Here is a 15,291-nt window from a genome sequence, read left to right on the forward strand (position 1 = left end):
GTCCCTTCTATGAGGTAAGCTACCAGCCCCCCGCAGGTCACGGAAAAACACACGCATAGGCGACATTTTCATGCCGCGTGCCTGGGAAGGGAAGGCCCGGAAACAAGAACGGCGGGCCATGGCCCGCCGTTCCCGTTACCCATGGGACCTGCGGCTTAGAACAGACGCAGGATCGACTGCTGAGACTGGTTGGCCAGCGAGAGGCTGATGGTGCCCAGCTGCTGACGCGTCTGCAACAGCAGCAGGTTTGCACCTTCCTCGTTCTGGTCGGCCTGGGTCAGCTTGTTACCGCCATCCACCAGAACGTTGGAGAAGTCGCTGGTGAAGCTTTCACGGTTCTGGATGATGTTCAGGTTGGTGCTCAGCGACTGAGAGGCGCTGCGCAGCGTGCTCTTGGCAAAATCCAGGCTGGCGGCAGCCTTGTCGATATCCGCACGATCCAGGAAATCATTCTGCGCATAATCGACGCGCAGGCCCTGGCCGTCCGTCTTCACATTGATCGAAGCCACACCGATATTGTTGGTGTTGGACTCGTTCAGCTGCACATTCAGATCATTCTCGGTATTGGCATCGGTACGCTGCACCGTCGTCAGGTTGGCCGACGAGTTTGCCTTGGCAGCATCCATGATGTTGGCCGAGTTGACCGATACGCGAACCGTACCACTGTCAAAGCTGAGAGCATTCTCGCCATCTGTCAGTTTGCTGCTGCCACGGGCATTATTCGCCGAGCGGCTGGTGGTGACACCATTGAGGTTGGTTGCCGAAATTTCGATATCGACGCTCTTCTCAATGGTGGACTTACCATTGGCGGCCGTCCCAAGGGCATTGAGATCGGCACGGTCAACGTTGAAGGATACTGTCGTACCCGACGAGAAGCTGACAGATACAGCCTTGCTTTCAGCATTGGTCGTTGTGGCACCAACGGTGAAGTTGACACCTGTACCGGTCGTAACCTTGGAAGTGATGGTGAACGTATTATTCGATGCAGTGCCAACGTCGAACCGGGTATTGTCCAGACCAGCAGCAACAGCGGCTTGCAAGCCAGCCGCAATATTCTTGCGCCGGTCATCAGGGCTAACATCCAACCCATTGGCAGTCAAGTCAGAAGCCTGTGCCTTGTAGCTGAAGCTCTGACCGTTGACAGTAGCAGTGAAGGTATCACCTTCTTCAATCGCACCACCGATCTCAACCGTCGAGACCTGCCCTTTGCTTTCGGCTTCGTTGCCGGCTTTCGTGCTGGTGCTTGCAGACTGGCTGTTATCGAAGAACTTGAAGGTACGGCTTTCGCTGCCTTCCGTCACCACGACGGTGCGTTCCTTGCCCTGGGCCCCCCGCATCTCGATCGAGATGTCGGAGAAGTTGCCGGCAGTGTTGGAAAGCTTGCCGGAAACTTTCAAACTGCTGACGCCACGCTTACTTTCTGCACCGGAAATGTCTTCCAGATTCCCCGAAATAGCACCCGTGCCCTTCACACTGACCGAATAGGTGTCCGCAGAAACAACGTTGGTCACGCGGCTGGCCGACAGGCCGGCAATGCTGTCAACACTGGTGCGGCTCGCCGCTGTCGTATCCAGGGTCAGGCCGTTACCCGCCAGCAGGTTCTTCCCAGCATAGCCGCTGTCACCCGCAACCTTGTCAATCTGATCTTTGATGGCATTGAACTGCTGCGCCAGCGACTTGCGCGTGGCAATCGAAGCAGAGTCATTGCCCAGGCTGGAATAAGCAGACGTGGTCAGACCCTTGGCCTGATCGATCAGCTTGTCGATGGCGGTGATACCCTTATCACCGGCCTGGATCGTGCTGATGGACTGCCCCATCTGGGACTTCAGGCTGGTCAGATCGGCCGCACGCGTCGTCAGGCTCTTAGCCGCGAAGAAGGCGTTGGGGCCGTCAAGGGCGCTGTTCACCTTATTGCCGGTAGCCAGCTTGTTCTGGATCGACGATACCTGCTTCTGCGTATTCTGCAAAAGCAGGAGGTTGGAGCGCATATTGGAAGTGAGGTTCACATCACTGGAAGACATTTGATCTCTCCTTTGGAGGCCTGAGTACCCGAATTTTTCGGGTTATCCCCAGCAAACACCGGGGCTGTCGTACTGTCAAGCAGGTTGTTCCCGCATCGGGCCAACCCTATTCGTCTGGTCAGGGACGTCAGCACGACCCAGGCGCTATTTACCCTGCCAAACTACGACGAAATCATAAAAATCCAAACATCCAATATATCAGCCCATCGTAAGGATAGGCGGCAGCGTGCACAACGCGTGATCAAGGAAGATTTAGAGAGCCAAAAGCCCGTCAGGCAACGACATTTACCGCGGAACCGCCACCAGAAGCTCCTGAAGCCGCAGTCGGTGCAGCCACAACGGCAGGTGCGGGGGACGCCGAGCCCGCTGCGGGAGGCGACGCTGCGCTTGATTGGGGCGACGACGTTGCCCCAGCATCAGCCTTACCACCCGAATCGGGCGATCCACCGGAGGGGGCGGAGGCGGCTGCAGCCGCCTCCCGTCCGCGCAGGCGATATTCGCGCACCACGCGCTCCGACGGATACTGAGTCTCCACATTGCCACTATCGCCATCACGAAACATCAAAACGGCGATGGCGGCATCACTGTCATATTGGATGACGGGGGAGACATAGGGCGTGCCGGAATTGGCAGAAACGGGCGCCGGGGTCGGGGTAGATTCCGCCTTGCTGGCGGTCGTCGGGTTGACGGCCGGCACATAAGACGTCGCTACGTTTCGGATCCCCTCGATCAGCATGGTTCTAGCCCATTTTTCAGCAGGCTTACGATAACGCAACACCGGCCGATAATCAAACAAATTCTTAACATACTGTGAAACTTCAAAGAATCGTCTCTAATCCTCCCCCAGAGGCGGGGACATCATATCTGTATGTCTCCGCTAAACGCCTCCCTGCATTACTACCCCGTCCAAAGTAGAGGGGGTTCTTATCGACCTATCCTTTGGTCTATAAACCGCGCCAGACTTTCGGTCAGTTCCGTCAGTACCGGCCCCCAGTCCCCCCAGGCTGATTGGCGGAACAACCGAAGGGTGGGATACCACGGACTATCATTTCGGTTACGCAACCAACGCCAGCAGCCGTCAAATCGTGACAGGACCCAGACGGGGACTCCCAGCCCCCCCGCCAGATGGATGACGGCCGTATCCACACCGATCACCAGATCAAACCCCTGAACCAGCGCAGCGGTATCGGCAAAATCGACCAACTCGCTGGTCCAGTCTGTCAGGATGATCGGGGCATCCGGCACCTGTGCGTCGGCGTTGCGCGGCCCCTTTTGCAGGCTGACAAAACTGACACCCGGCAAAGTGCCCAGAGCAGCCAGTTGTTTCAGTGACAGGCTGCGCCGGCGATCCGTGGCGGCGGCACGCGGATCGCCGGCCCTGGCGTCACCCGCCCAGACAAGCCCTACCTTCAAACCTGGCAGGGCCGCCAGCCGCTGCGCCCAAAGGTTCCGCCGCTCATCCGGCACCCGCAGATAAGGGGTTGGATGGCCCAGCGCCCCCTGCCCATCACCAAGGCGGAGCGGCAGGCTCAACAATGGAATGCGACAGGCAATATCGGCGGGCACCACCTCCCCCAGAACCCCGATCTCCACCATCGGCGGCAAGCTCTCCTGGCAAAGGCGCCGCAAGGCGGGTTGAACCTGGCATAAAACCGGCACCCCGCGAGCCACCAGGGGCCAGACATAGCGCAGGAATTGCAGTGTATCGCCGTGCCCCTGCTCAACATGCACCAGCAAACGTCGCCCCGCCGGCAAAGCCCCGCCATCCCAGAGGGGCAAGGCCGCCAACGCCGGGGCGAGCGGAAAGCCCGGAACCTGCCAGCGCCATTCATATTCCCGCCAGCCCTCTGCCATATCGCCGGCCAGCAGGCGCGCCTGCGCCCGCTGCCAATGGGCGATGGGATCGTTCGGGCAAAGGGCGAGCGCGGCCCGATAACAAGCCTCCGCCCCGGCATCGTCACCCTGGTCCCGTTTCACCGTGCCCAAATTGACCAGAGCGGCAAATGATTGCGGCAATGCCAGCAATGCCTGTTCCAGCGCAGCGGCGGCGGCGGAAAGTTGGCCCTGCCCGTGCAGACCGCTGGCCAGGGCGACCAGCCCTGCCGGTAGTCCCGGATGCTGCGCCAACAGGCTGCGCGCCTCCGCCACCGCGTCATCAAACTGGCCAAGCGCAGAAAGCGCGTCACAGAGCCCGAGCCGACTTTCCTGTTCCGCTGGGTTTTGTGCCAGGACGAGGCGGAACTGCGCCGCCGCATCCGCCGCCCGGTCAGCCCGCAACAAGGCCAAGCCCAGCCGTTCACGGATTTCCACCCGGCTGGGGAACAGTGTAACCGCTTCCGCCAGGCGGGCCAGGCTGCCCGGCGCCGCCGGATCGACGGAGAGATTATAAAGGCAGGTCGCCAGATTGCGCGCAGCATCGGGCGCACCCACTGCCAGTGCCTGGCGCAGCGCCGCTTCCGCGGCTGTCAGATCGCCCAAGGCCAGTAACACCGCCCCCTGTTCGGCCAAGACGGCAGCTTGTTCGGGGCTGCCAGCCGTTTGCCGGGCTGCAACGGCGGCGAAGCAGTCGGCCGCAGCGGCCAGTGCCCCCGCCTGACGCTGCGCCACCCCCAGATTGAACTGCCAATCCAGCCTTTCCGGTTTCTGCGCCAGGGCGGTGCGCAGGCTGCGTATCGCTTTGTCAGCCTTGCCTTGCTGCAAACAGGCCATGCCCAGCAGATAATGCACATCGGCCAGGGTGGGGGCCGCCACCAGAACTTGCCGATAAAGCCGCTCCGCCGCCACGGGATCGCCCCCCTGGTGCAGCGCAATGGCCTGATCCAGCAGCATATTCAAATCACGCATCAACCGGTCTTTCCTTTGCCGCTGGCCGACCCCGTGGCCTTCGTGGGCGGCACCAGGGGGGCGGGCGGGGCCGGCGGTGGTTTCAACACGGGCGGCGGCAAAGGTGTCTGCACCACCACGGGGGCGACTGGCGCTGCGGCAGGCGTCGCCGGCGCGACTGCCGGTTCTGACGGCGGTGGCATGGAAGGCACGAACATGAAGCGGTGATTGACCTGATCCTCATGACTGGCGCAGCCCGCCAGACAAAGCATCAGCACTGGCAATGACCTCACCGCCCGCCACCCGCGTGTCCAAGCCCGCATCAAAGCCCCCTGCCAAAGCCTGTGCCCGAAGGCGCCAGCCTAGGCTTAACGCGCCAGCTGTTCCAGAAAGCTTTCATCCTGAACGACGATATAGCCGTTGCGGTAGGTGATAGCCCCCGACGCCTGGAAGCTTTTCAGCGTCTTATTGACGATCTCCCGCGACACGCCCAGCATGTTGGCCAAATCTTCCTGGCTCATGAAGGCGGCGATGCGGATACCCTTTTCCGTGCGTCGACCAAAATCCCGCGCCAGGATCAAGATACGCTTGGCCAGACGCCGGGTGACGTTGAGGAAGACGGTATCCTCGATAATGGCGCTGGTCCAGCGTACCCGCTGGCACAGCACGCCCATCAGGCGGATACAGAGATCGGGATGTTGAGAGAGAAAGGGCATGAAATCACGCCGGTCTATGCGCAACAGCTCCCCCGGCTCCTGCGACATGACCGTGGCCGTACGCTCCCCCCCGTCCAGCATGGCAATTTCCCCGAACACCGCACCGGCATCCAGGATATTGAGCAGCATCAGCTTGGCCTCCCGCGACTCCGTCTGGACGGCAACGCGCCCACGCAGAATCACATAGAGGCTGTCGCCCGGGTCGCCCTTGGCAAAAATGCGCTCTTCCGCCTGTACCCGCCGTAAGCGGGCAAATCCCAGTATCGCCTCCATTTCGGCGTCACTGAGAATGCTGAAGAGCTGGTTCCGGCGCAGCAGCGCCGGATCAACGGTCAGCGACACAAGATTCTTCCCGCCATGACACCCGGCAGCAGCACCGAGCCATATTCAAATGATTGATGCGGCGAGCAGAAAATGCAAGTCATGCGCGCGTGGACAGCAACGGCCGGGCCACCTTTTCCCACATGAAAGTATGCTCAAAGGCGAAGCCCGGTTGCACTTTCAGGCTGCCTTCATGCAAACCCTGGCCCAGGAAGCTCAGCAAGGCCAGCGCATCTTCCCGCTTCTGATCCGCCCGGCCATGGGCCAGCCAGCCCCGAAAATGCTCCATGGCACCCGCGTCCAGCCCCTCATCCACCGCATCACGCAGCAGCCGACCATAGGAGCGATCCTGGTAAGGCAAATCCTTGGCAATGCGTTGCAGGTGCGAACGATCATGGGACGTGAGTACCTCCGCCGCCATGGCATCCGAAAGGGTGCGCCGGATATTCACCATCGCCTCGGAGAGCAGCGGATAACCCAGTTCCGCCGGTCCATGGGTTACCGCCACCTCATCATCATCCTCCAGACGACCATCGACATAGGCCTGAAAGATCGCCCCCACCCCCTGCATCCCGAACGGGTGCAGTTCTGCGGCCCGCAACGCCCCCATGCTGGCGGCCCCCAGCACCGGAATGCCCTGGGAGAGGGCATAAAGGATTTCCTTGTGCCAGACAGAAGGCACATTGGCGAAATATCCATCAATGATGGCAATGGCGGCAGGCCTCTCCATCACCGCACGCAGCACATCGCCCTGGGCCACCGGCCCACGATAATCAGCCTCCAGCACCCGACGGGCGTGAGATGAGGCCAGGGTGGGGCCAAGAAATACGATGACCGGATGGGACATGCTGCTTCTCCTCAGACCAAACTCTCCAGATTGGGGCAGACCGGATGAAAATCTTCATTCTGCAAGGATATCGGCGGCGGCTCTAGCCACCAGCCGTCACAGACCGGCAATCCGGCGACCGCGGTGGCCAAGGCAATAATTGGGGCTGCCATCCACCCCCTCCAGCCCGGGTACAATGACCCGAACCACCGGAATCCCGATTTCGGGCCGCGACAGATCAATAACGACGATATCGTCCACACCCACCCGGCTTAACCGCAGGCGCAATTCAGCCAGATCGGCGCGCAACGATGCGCCCTGCCAACGAGCAATCTGGTTGAAATCACGAACAGGGGCACCTAAACGGATGCGATCCAGCCACAGTGCCTGCTCCTGTTCGCTGAGGAAGCGCTCATACTCCTCGCGCTGCATGTCGTCGCGGGCGCCTGAAATAAAGGTCAGCCGGCTTTGCGCAGCCTCTGTCAAGGCGCGGGCCAGGGCGATCTCTGGGACAAGATGGGTACCGTAGCCACTGGCGGGGCGCACCTGCCGGGACGCGCCGCCATCCGCTTGGCCGATGCGGGCAATGAAGGTGGGCACACCGGTATCGGCGGTCATATCCCAGACACCAACCGCCACGCCGGCGCGGGCAAACCTGGCCAGCAGGCTGCGGCAGGCAGGATCAGCCACCGTTTCCATATCGACCCGCGTATCCTCCTGCGCCTCTACCGGCAGCAGGTTCCACAAGGTGCGGGCATCGCGCTCAATCACCTCCGACAAGCCATGAATCACCGCCTCAATCCAGTGATTGCCCGAGGCCAGCCCGTTGGAGGTGGCCTGGAAGCAACCATGGCCCGTGGGCAACGGCAAAGTGTAGTTGGTATGCACCATCTCATAGGGCACCCAGCAGCTGGCGCCGTCAGCGAGATTGGTCCCTTCCGCCCACAGCAGCTGGGTGTGGGGGGTGAAGAAACTGTCCATCTGACAGGGCAGCAGGTCAGGGTCGACCAGCCGCAGGCTATAGCGCAAATCCTCATAAGATCCATGGCGTAACGACAATTGCGGCCGTTCAGCATGCCAGGATTCGATGCTTTCCATCACGGCCGACGCCTTGGCCGCAGCCAGGGTTAAGCCCTTACCTTGGGAAACAGCCAAAGAACGGGAATTGGGACGGTTGACCATGACAACGGGAATACCAACCTGATCCAGTCCCGTGACATTGGCCACCCTGGTAATGCCGAACAGGCCGAAAAGCGGCGTCACCCGCGCCAGCGTTTCCTCCGGTGTGGCCAGCCGCCGCCATTGTGGTGAGGCGATGCCATCCCATTCCGCCACCTGCGCATGTTCCATTGCATCCTCCCCCGCTTTTTTTACGCACGTCCCCCTGGAAGAAGGCCGGGCCAGCCCGAACCAATCAGTCCGGGCTGGCAAGCCCGTCAGCTGCGGGCGCCATACAGTTCGGCACTGGCACCGACATCCATCGCCAGCCGGGGGGCTGCCACACGAGGCTGAGGCGCCAGCACAACAGCACCCGACACAACTTCAACCCCCTGCGGACCAACGCGATACAAGCGACCGTCAGCACCACGAATCAACATGAGCCTCTCCTATGCAGATTGAATAGTTGCGGGGTTACAAGTGTGGTCAGGAAATGTTAGCCATGCCACGGCACAAACCGTAATGCGAAAGTGACGTTTTGAAATGTGAAGTGCTTCACAGCACTGTATGCATATAATCGACTATGTTCGGTGTGTGGGTCGTTGGGAAACGATCATAAGCAAACCTGTCCAGGCGAGGCAGCCAATGAATATAATCAACGACACCAACGATATAACCGTCTATGAACCCCATGATCTGGAAGTGGACGGACAGCTGATCAGCCACAATGTATGGGTTGAAGGCCATCGCACCAGCGTCCGGCTTGAAGCTGTCATGTGGCAGGCATTGCATGAGATTGCCGAGCGGGAATCCATGACGATCCATCAGGTGATCAGTGTCGTCTCCCGACGCCAGCACCAGAATGCGTCGCTGACAGCGACGATCCGTGCTTTCCTGGTGGCCTATTTCCGTGCGGTCTCACGCGGCAATAACCAAGCGTTGTTGAAAGAATTCAACCACGTCTGAGGGCGCCAATATCGCCATCCCACTGCGTAAAACCACGACAGCCAGCGTCTGCCGTGGTTTTGCTTGGTTAAGATGTATTGCTCCCAAAAGGGGCATTCCCGCTGCGCGTAATCCCCATCTCGCTGAGCCGAATCCTACCGTGTACGTTCTTCGTACCCGGAATGGCGAATTTTAGTTATCTTGGGCCAGTAAACGGCTCAGAAGGCCATAGCCATAGCGCTGGACAGTGGCTTCCAACCGCAACCGCTCCTGATTGGCGTCCTGTCGTAAACCCATTCGGATCAGGCCACGGATGCGACAGAATTGTGCCAGTGATGCATGAAGAATCGCACCACGTTCTGCGGCATTCCGTTGTGCTTGATCGATCTCGGCCAGCCCGTCGATGCTCCGGCCCAATTCAATCAGCGCCAAGCCGCGCCGGGCGTGGAGCACATCATCCAGCAAAGGTGAGGCAGCCGCGGCGGAAACTGTCAGGGCCTCATTGCAGAGGGCCAGAAGCTCGGCATAGCGTCCCTGCCCCTGTAGAATTTCCCCAGCATAAACACGTACATAGATGCGGTTGAACGGATGCGTCCCCGCATCACCCAACTGCAACGCCTGCTGCAGCAACGCCGTGGGATCCTTGCCCTGGTGGAAGATGCAGCGGGCGCGCATGAGGGCGATCAGCATCGGGACATCCACCATCATGAAGTGACCCGGATGATGGTCCCGCCAGGCATCTGCTCGGTCAGCGAAATCCAGCAGCTTGTGCCCCTGCTCCAGATTGCCGGCCTCTATATGGCAGCAGGCCGCCATGACCTGCACCTCTGGATGGGCAGATGACACCTGACCGCCGCCCGACAGCAACAGCGCCCGGTCAGCCAGGGCCAGGGCATGGTGCAACCCACCATAGACCCACTCGTAGCTGACCTGTTGGACCAGAGCCGCCAACGCCCTTGCTTCGTCGCCTGACTGATGGGCCAGCTCAACCGCGCGCTCCAACTCTGCCATTGCGCGATCCCGATCACCCGCCGGCATGGCCGCGCGGGCCAGGATCAGGCGCAGATCAATCCCGGCGCGAACATTTTCCCCATCCGGTGGCAGGGCATCATTGGCCCGCACAGCCAGAGCGAACAAAGATACGGCTTCCGCCGCCAACGACCGTTGCAGAGCCTCATGTCCCGCCGCCCGGCCGGATCGGACAGCCACCGGCCAAAGTTTGGCATGATCAGCATGGCGGGCCTGAGCGGCAAGCCGACCAGGCAGCTGGGCGAAACGGTCACCATCCAGCAGTTCTGCTACCCTTCCATGCAGACGTTGGCGCTCCCGCCGGGTAATCCCTTCATAAACCGCCTCATGCATCAGGGCATGATGGAAGCTATATTCCAAACGCGGAAGCAGACGGGTTTCATCAATCAACCCGGCATCAGACAATCCAACCAGGGGCAGGTTAGGCACTGCGCATCCGGTCAGCGCGGAGAGCAGAGCAACATCAAAGGTCGAACCAATGACGGCGGCGGCCCGCAATACGTCACGCGCCACCGGCGCCAACCGGTCCGTACGCGCGGCCAGCAGGGCCTGCACCGTATCCGGCAACCGACGGGCTGTCGGCATCCCCAAGCGCATACCGCCGACCGGGCCGGCCAGCGCGTCCTGATCAACCAGAACCCTGACACATTCGATCAGGAAGAAGGGATTCCCCTCCGCCCGGCGCTGCAACTCATCCTTGATGGAGTCCAGTGCCGGGTCGCGCCCCATATAGCTGTCGAGCAATGCACGCGCATCATTGATATTAAGGGGGGACAGGATATGCCCCCGCATCTCTCCTGCCTCCGCCAGTACCTCAGGCGGGCGGGGATTCCGGCTGCTGCCCAGGATCAGGATCGGCTCACCGGCACAACGCCGCAGCAGGGCGCTCAACACGGCCAGCAATTCGCTGCCCGCCCAATGCAGATCCTCCACCACCAGCAATATCGGGCGTTTACGCGCCGCCAGCACCGCCAGTTCCGCCACAGCGCGGGCCGACATGGATAATCGCTCACCCGCAGCGGCAGGCGAGGCACCGGCCACGGGGTGCAGCAGGGCCACAAGCGGCTCCGCGAAACTGCGCGAAAGACCCGCATCCAGAAGGACCGTCAGACTTTCCGCCGCGTCGGCGCCAATAGAACTGTCCAGGAACTCCCCGACCAGCTCCTGGAGTAATTGGGGTGCGCCCACCGGCTCAATGGCGGAAATCGACCATTCGACGACCCGCACCCCCCGCCAACGCGCCTCTGCCGCCAGCAACGACAGCAGGCGGGACTTGCCCAGCCCCGCCTCCCCGCTGACAATATGCATGATCGGTGCTGGATGGACCGAGGGAGCCGGGGAACCGCCAGAAAGGCCGGACAAGATGGTGGAAAGGGTCCGGCGCAACGCCTCCCGTCCCACCATCGGCAATTGCTGGCCGCGATGCAGGCGCCGGCGGCGCACACCGAGCAGCTCAAACGTGCCGATCTTGTCCAGGGCCGTCAGCGACAAGGTGTCGCCGGCCCGCAAATCAACCCAGTCCGCCGCCAGTGCCGCAGTGCTGTCCGACAGCCGCACGTGATTGGGCTGGGCAGCCTGCTGTAATTTCGCGGCAGCGTGAACGGCACGTCCGACGGCGGGGGAGCCGTTCTGATTGCGCAAGGCGCCGCCATCCCAGACAATTTCACCGGAGCAAAGGCCGACGCGCACCGCGCAGGTCTGGGTGCGCGCCACCTCACGCACGATGGCATCAGCTGCGGCACAGGCCCGTACAGCATGGTTTTCCTGCGCGGCGGGCGCACCGAAGACGGCATAGACGCCGTCACCCAGCCGCTGACAGACGGTTCCGCCATAACGGCGGATATGCCGCACCATGACATCAATTACCCCCTTCAGAAGATCGCGTGCATCTTCCGGGTCGCTGGGGGCGATCAGTTGGGTGGAATTGACGATGTCACAGAAAAATATTGTGGCTGTGCGGCGGTCAGCCTCCTCCACCACGCTCTGTTCAGCGTGCTGCACCCCGGGCGTGATAAGGCCGAACTGCACACTTGCTGCCGACACGTCGTCCACCTTAACCGCAGCCGAACCCTCTTCAGCGTAACACCAGCCATCTGGGGGAGCGATCCGGCAAACCTATCCCAAAAGTATAGGTGGGCACGATATCACCACCTGGGGTCGGTGGAGCAGCGAGCTTTACTTCACATCTGCCCAGCCATGATCGCAGACGTTACAATGTGTCATAAACCCCACGCACAGAATACCCGCCGGCCCGTTGGGAAGCGGGTATCGGCCCCCCAGTCTGCCAATGGCTTGTTCACGAAATTTTATCCAATTGCGGCCATGATGGCGAGGTGCTGGCGGGAAGAGGCCGGCAACGATGACGCAGCTCAGGGCATTATTCTTGTGGGACGTACCCCATTGTGGAATAATGCATCTGTCTTATTGGTCCGTTCACAGGACATGGCACCCGTTATGAAGCCAGCGACCGGTTACACAAACCGCCCCATCTCCGAGGATCCCCGCGATGTGGAGGCTTGGGGTTTGACCGAAGCAGCCCGGCGCCTGATCCATGCGCGTCAGGCACCGGAAAATCCGGAACTGCTGCGTCAGGCTCTCTCGCTCAACCAGCGGCTCTGGACCATTTTCCAGACCTCCATGGTCGATCCGGAATGCCCGCTGCCGCGTGATGTGCGGGATAATATCCTTACCCTGTCCATCATCGTTGATCGGCAGACCTTTGATCGGCTGATCGATCTGGATACGACAAAGCTTGATCGGTTGATTGATATTAACCGGGCCGTGGCGACCGGGTTGTCGCAGCGGCCGGCAGCGGGTGACGGCCCTGTCACCGCGCCATCCCAAGCCGCTGCGCCAGTACCGCCGCCGATGCCGAAACCCAACCACCCGCCAATGCCAAGCGGTAAACTGAGCATATCGATCTGATCGATATTAGGCTCTGTCTATCGAGCGATTGATTGCATTTTATCTAATTCCGGCCTAGGATGGTCGGTAATTCGGTTCTCCTGCCGATCATGGATCTTGGAAAGGGTCTGCCATGGTCACGTCCATCCTCTCTTCGAGCAGCAGCGACACCGCTGCCAGCCTTGCCGCCGCCAGTCAGGCCATTGCCGAGGGAAAGGTGAAGGCTGCCCAGGCTGCGGCTGAGCTTTCCAGCATCGGCGACAGCGTGGCCGAGTTGCAGGCAAAGCAAAAGAAGCTGGATGAACAATCGACGGCACAGGCCAAGATCAATGTTCAGACATTGGAAAAGCAGGTCAACAAATCCGCCTACGCCACGACAAGCTCAGCCACAGATATCGGCAATCTGGTGGCGGACAGCACGAGGCTGAATGTCTACAGCGCCCTGAAGAAGGGCGATAAAGGGGATGTGTACCGCTTCACCACACAGGGAACCGGGTCCATCACTTTGGGCACGGTCAGCGATCCGGGGCTGCGCGTACAGGTCATGACCCGCTACGGCGGGATTCTTGCCGATAGCAAGGAAGGCACCGGCAAAAGCAATGAAAGTTACAAGGCCCTGCAGAAAGGTGACCTGAAGCTGGACAATGGCGAATATTTCATCAAGGTCACGCATGATGGAACTACCTCGCTGGACAGCAAGGGAAAACCCATCGAAGACAAGAATTACGCGATTCAGCTTTCCAAGGGTCTGTACAAGACTGACTACGATACTATCGCTAAGCAGGCGACGGCAGCCAGCAGCACACCGCAGCTTTCCTCCGCTCAATTGGAATTGCAGAATATGCTGCAGACCCAATCCTATACCCCCACAGGGCAGAGCGGGACTCAAAAGCTGCTGGGTATGTTCGGCGGCTGATATCGGATGATGGACATGAGAAAGGGCGGTGAGGCTGCAGCCTCACCGCCCTTTTTAGTTTGTATGGCTGTTACTCAGCGATGCTCCCAGCCGCCTTGGCCGATGGGCATTTCCACACCGCCCATGCCCAGTACCGCCACCCCCACCGGACCTTCCGTGACTCGGCCGATGCGGGTAACGGTGACGCCGGCGCTGCTGGCGGCAGCGGCAATATCATCGCCCTTGCCGGCCGGTGCGGTGAAGGCAACCTCGTAGTCATCGCCGCCGGTCAGCACGGCGCTCAGCAGTTCCGGCTGGCGGGTTACCAAACGGGCAGCGGCGGGCGACAGCGGCACCGTGCGGGCATCCAGGGCGATGCCGACATTGCTGGCGGCCGCCAGATGACGCAGATCGCCCACCAGACCGTCAGAAACATCCAGGGCCGCCGTGGCAAAAACCCGCAGGGAGGCAACCAGTTCCAGCCGGGGAGAGGGGCGGCGCAAGCGCCCCACCAGATAGGCACGGTCGGCATCCGGCACCGGCTGGGCCAGCGTGCCCAAGGCCAGCTTCAGGCCCAGAGCGGCATCGCCGATATTGCCGGTGACAAACACCGCATCACCCGGCCGGGCACCCTTGCGTCGGATCATCGTGCCGCGCGGCACGATGCCCAGCGCATTGATGGTCAGCGACAGGGGCCCCTGGGTGGAGACACTGTCCCCCCCCAGCAAATTGATCTTGAAAGCGCGCTGCGCCGCGCCCAGTCCGGCAGCAAAGGCGGCGACCCATTCATCGCTGGTGCCGCGCGGCAGCGCCATCACCAGACTATAGGCCAGGGGTTCGGCCCCCTTGGCCGCCAGGTCCGACATATTGACGGCCAGGATCTTGTGCGCCAGATCGGCCGGATCATCGCCGGGCAGGAAGTGGACGCCGGCCACCATGCCATCGCAGGTGGCCACCAGCTGCTGATCGGCCGGCACATCCAGCACGGCCGCATCATCCGTCAGATCGAAGGCGCCGGGCACGCCCACGGCCAGCGGCCGGAAATAGGTAGCAATCCGGCCGAATTCCCCCAACCCTGCCCCTGCCTTGGCCTGCGTCACGAACCGGCCTTCTTGGCCGCCGCCTTGGCTGCCATTTCCTCCGGCCGCAGGGCACGGGCCAGCTTGTCCAGCACGCCATTCACCATGCCGGGCTCCCGGCCCGCGAAGAAGGCGTGGGTAACGTCGATATAGTCGTTGATGATGATGTGCGGGGCCACCGGGGCATTAGCCAGCAATTCCCAGGCCCCGGCGCGCAGGATAGCCCGCAGCAGCAGTTCCATCCGGTCCAGCGACCATTGCCGATCCAGCAGGCCGCCCAGCAGCTCATCCACCTCGGCCAGACGGGCCTGGACACCGCGTACGATATCGCCGAACAGCACCGGTTCCGCCGTCACGAACTCGTCGCCATCCTGCTCCTGCCCGATGCGGTGGCGGACAAATTCCATGATCACCGCATCGCTGGACGTGCCGGCAAGATCGATCTGGTACAGCGCCTGCACCGCTGCCAGACGGGCAGCACTGCGCCGGGCCTTGGCAGAGCCGGTGGGCTTGATCTTGGGCGGCGGCTCCGGCTTGGGCGGCAGGGCGATCTTCTTGCGCGGCGGCATGTTTC

Annotated in this window: 11 protein-coding genes; 3 read left to right on the plus strand and 8 right to left on the minus strand. The window is 61.4% G+C overall.

From position 1 onward, the window contains the following. Positions 1-155 precede the first annotated feature (155 nt). The 5 genes from PCJ49_RS03395 to PCJ49_RS03415 all read right to left on the minus strand — a co-directional run bounded on the left by PCJ49_RS03395 (position 156) and on the right by PCJ49_RS03415 (position 8,057). Complete coding sequence (locus tag PCJ49_RS03395) at positions 156-2,021, minus strand: flagellin (RefSeq protein ID WP_269909717.1); 1,866 nt, start codon at positions 2,019-2,021, stop codon at positions 156-158. A gap of 924 nt (positions 2,022-2,945) precedes the next feature. Next, positions 2,946-4,865 carry a tetratricopeptide repeat protein gene (locus PCJ49_RS03400; RefSeq protein ID WP_269909718.1) on the minus strand — a complete coding sequence of 640 codons (1,920 nt, stop codon included), beginning with the start codon at positions 4,863-4,865 and terminating at the stop codon, positions 2,946-2,948. A gap of 347 nt (positions 4,866-5,212) precedes the next feature. After that, a complete protein-coding gene (locus tag PCJ49_RS03405; protein ID WP_269909719.1) occupies positions 5,213-5,902 on the minus strand; it encodes a Crp/Fnr family transcriptional regulator in 690 nt (229 codons plus the stop codon). Positions 5,903-5,981: 79 nt separating this feature from the next. Continuing rightward, a complete protein-coding gene (locus PCJ49_RS03410) occupies positions 5,982-6,728 on the minus strand; it encodes a TfuA-like protein (protein ID WP_269909720.1) in 747 nt (248 codons plus the stop codon). 96 nt (positions 6,729-6,824) lie between these two features. Beyond that, the gene (locus PCJ49_RS03415) at positions 6,825-8,057 is read right to left on the minus strand and encodes a YcaO-like family protein (RefSeq protein WP_269909721.1); all 1,233 of its coding nucleotides are present in this window, start codon (positions 8,055-8,057) and stop codon (positions 6,825-6,827) included. Positions 8,058-8,510: 453 nt separating this feature from the next. Between PCJ49_RS03415 and PCJ49_RS03420 the strand changes: the two genes are divergently transcribed. Then, positions 8,511-8,831 (plus strand): ribbon-helix-helix domain-containing protein, encoded by a 321-nt coding sequence (locus PCJ49_RS03420; RefSeq protein WP_269909722.1) that lies wholly within the window; start codon positions 8,511-8,513, stop codon positions 8,829-8,831. A gap of 171 nt (positions 8,832-9,002) precedes the next feature. Here PCJ49_RS03420 and PCJ49_RS03425 read toward each other — a convergent pair whose 3' ends face one another. After that, positions 9,003-11,882 (minus strand): adenylate/guanylate cyclase domain-containing protein, encoded by a 2,880-nt coding sequence (locus PCJ49_RS03425; protein WP_269909723.1) that lies wholly within the window; start codon positions 11,880-11,882, stop codon positions 9,003-9,005. Positions 11,883-12,131: 249 nt separating this feature from the next. On the opposite strand from PCJ49_RS03425, the gene PCJ49_RS03430 reads away from it, so the two are divergent. Together PCJ49_RS03430 and PCJ49_RS03435 are read left to right on the plus strand one after the other, a co-directional pair. Next, positions 12,132-12,764: a flagellar biosynthesis regulator FlaF gene (locus PCJ49_RS03430; RefSeq protein WP_269909724.1), complete on the plus strand. Its 633-nt coding sequence runs from the start codon at positions 12,132-12,134 to the stop codon at positions 12,762-12,764. 112 nt (positions 12,765-12,876) lie between these two features. Further along, positions 12,877-13,659 carry a hypothetical protein gene (locus PCJ49_RS03435; RefSeq protein WP_269909725.1) on the plus strand — a complete coding sequence of 261 codons (783 nt, stop codon included), beginning with the start codon at positions 12,877-12,879 and terminating at the stop codon, positions 13,657-13,659. 74 nt (positions 13,660-13,733) lie between these two features. Here the strand turns inward: PCJ49_RS03435 and thiL are convergent, their stop codons facing one another. Both thiL and nusB read right to left on the minus strand, forming a co-directional pair. Then, positions 13,734-14,738, minus strand: a complete 1,005-nt coding sequence (gene thiL / locus PCJ49_RS03440; protein ID WP_269909726.1) for a thiamine-phosphate kinase — start codon at positions 14,736-14,738, stop codon at positions 13,734-13,736. Beyond that, the gene (gene nusB, locus PCJ49_RS03445) at positions 14,735-15,286 is read right to left on the minus strand and encodes a transcription antitermination factor NusB (RefSeq protein WP_269909727.1); all 552 of its coding nucleotides are present in this window, start codon (positions 15,284-15,286) and stop codon (positions 14,735-14,737) included. The genes thiL and nusB overlap by 4 nt, the downstream gene beginning before the upstream one ends. Positions 15,287-15,291: the final 5 nt, after the last annotated feature.

Origin of the sequence: Niveispirillum sp. BGYR6, from assembly GCF_027568365.1 — a bacterium.
Classification (GTDB): domain Bacteria; phylum Pseudomonadota; class Alphaproteobacteria; order Azospirillales; family Azospirillaceae; genus Niveispirillum.

What these genes read in the sequence shown, in the direction of transcription:
- PCJ49_RS03395 (WP_269909717.1), bottom strand. Translation starts at nt 2,021, where the DNA reads ATGTCTTCCAGTGATGTGAACCTCACTTCCAATATGCGCTCCAACCTC.
- PCJ49_RS03400 (WP_269909718.1), bottom strand. Translation starts at nt 4,865, where the DNA reads ATGCGTGATTTGAATATGCTGCTGGATCAGGCCATTGCGCTGCACCAG.
- PCJ49_RS03410 (WP_269909720.1), bottom strand. Translation starts at nt 6,728, where the DNA reads ATGTCCCATCCGGTCATCGTATTTCTTGGCCCCACCCTGGCCTCATCT.
- PCJ49_RS03415 (WP_269909721.1), bottom strand. Translation starts at nt 8,057, where the DNA reads ATGGAACATGCGCAGGTGGCGGAATGGGATGGCATCGCCTCACCACAA.
- PCJ49_RS03420 (WP_269909722.1), top strand. Translation starts at nt 8,511, where the DNA reads ATGAATATAATCAACGACACCAACGATATAACCGTCTATGAACCCCAT.
- PCJ49_RS03435 (WP_269909725.1), top strand. Translation starts at nt 12,877, where the DNA reads ATGGTCACGTCCATCCTCTCTTCGAGCAGCAGCGACACCGCTGCCAGC.
- nusB (WP_269909727.1), bottom strand. Translation starts at nt 15,286, where the DNA reads ATGCCGCCGCGCAAGAAGATCGCCCTGCCGCCCAAGCCGGAGCCGCCG.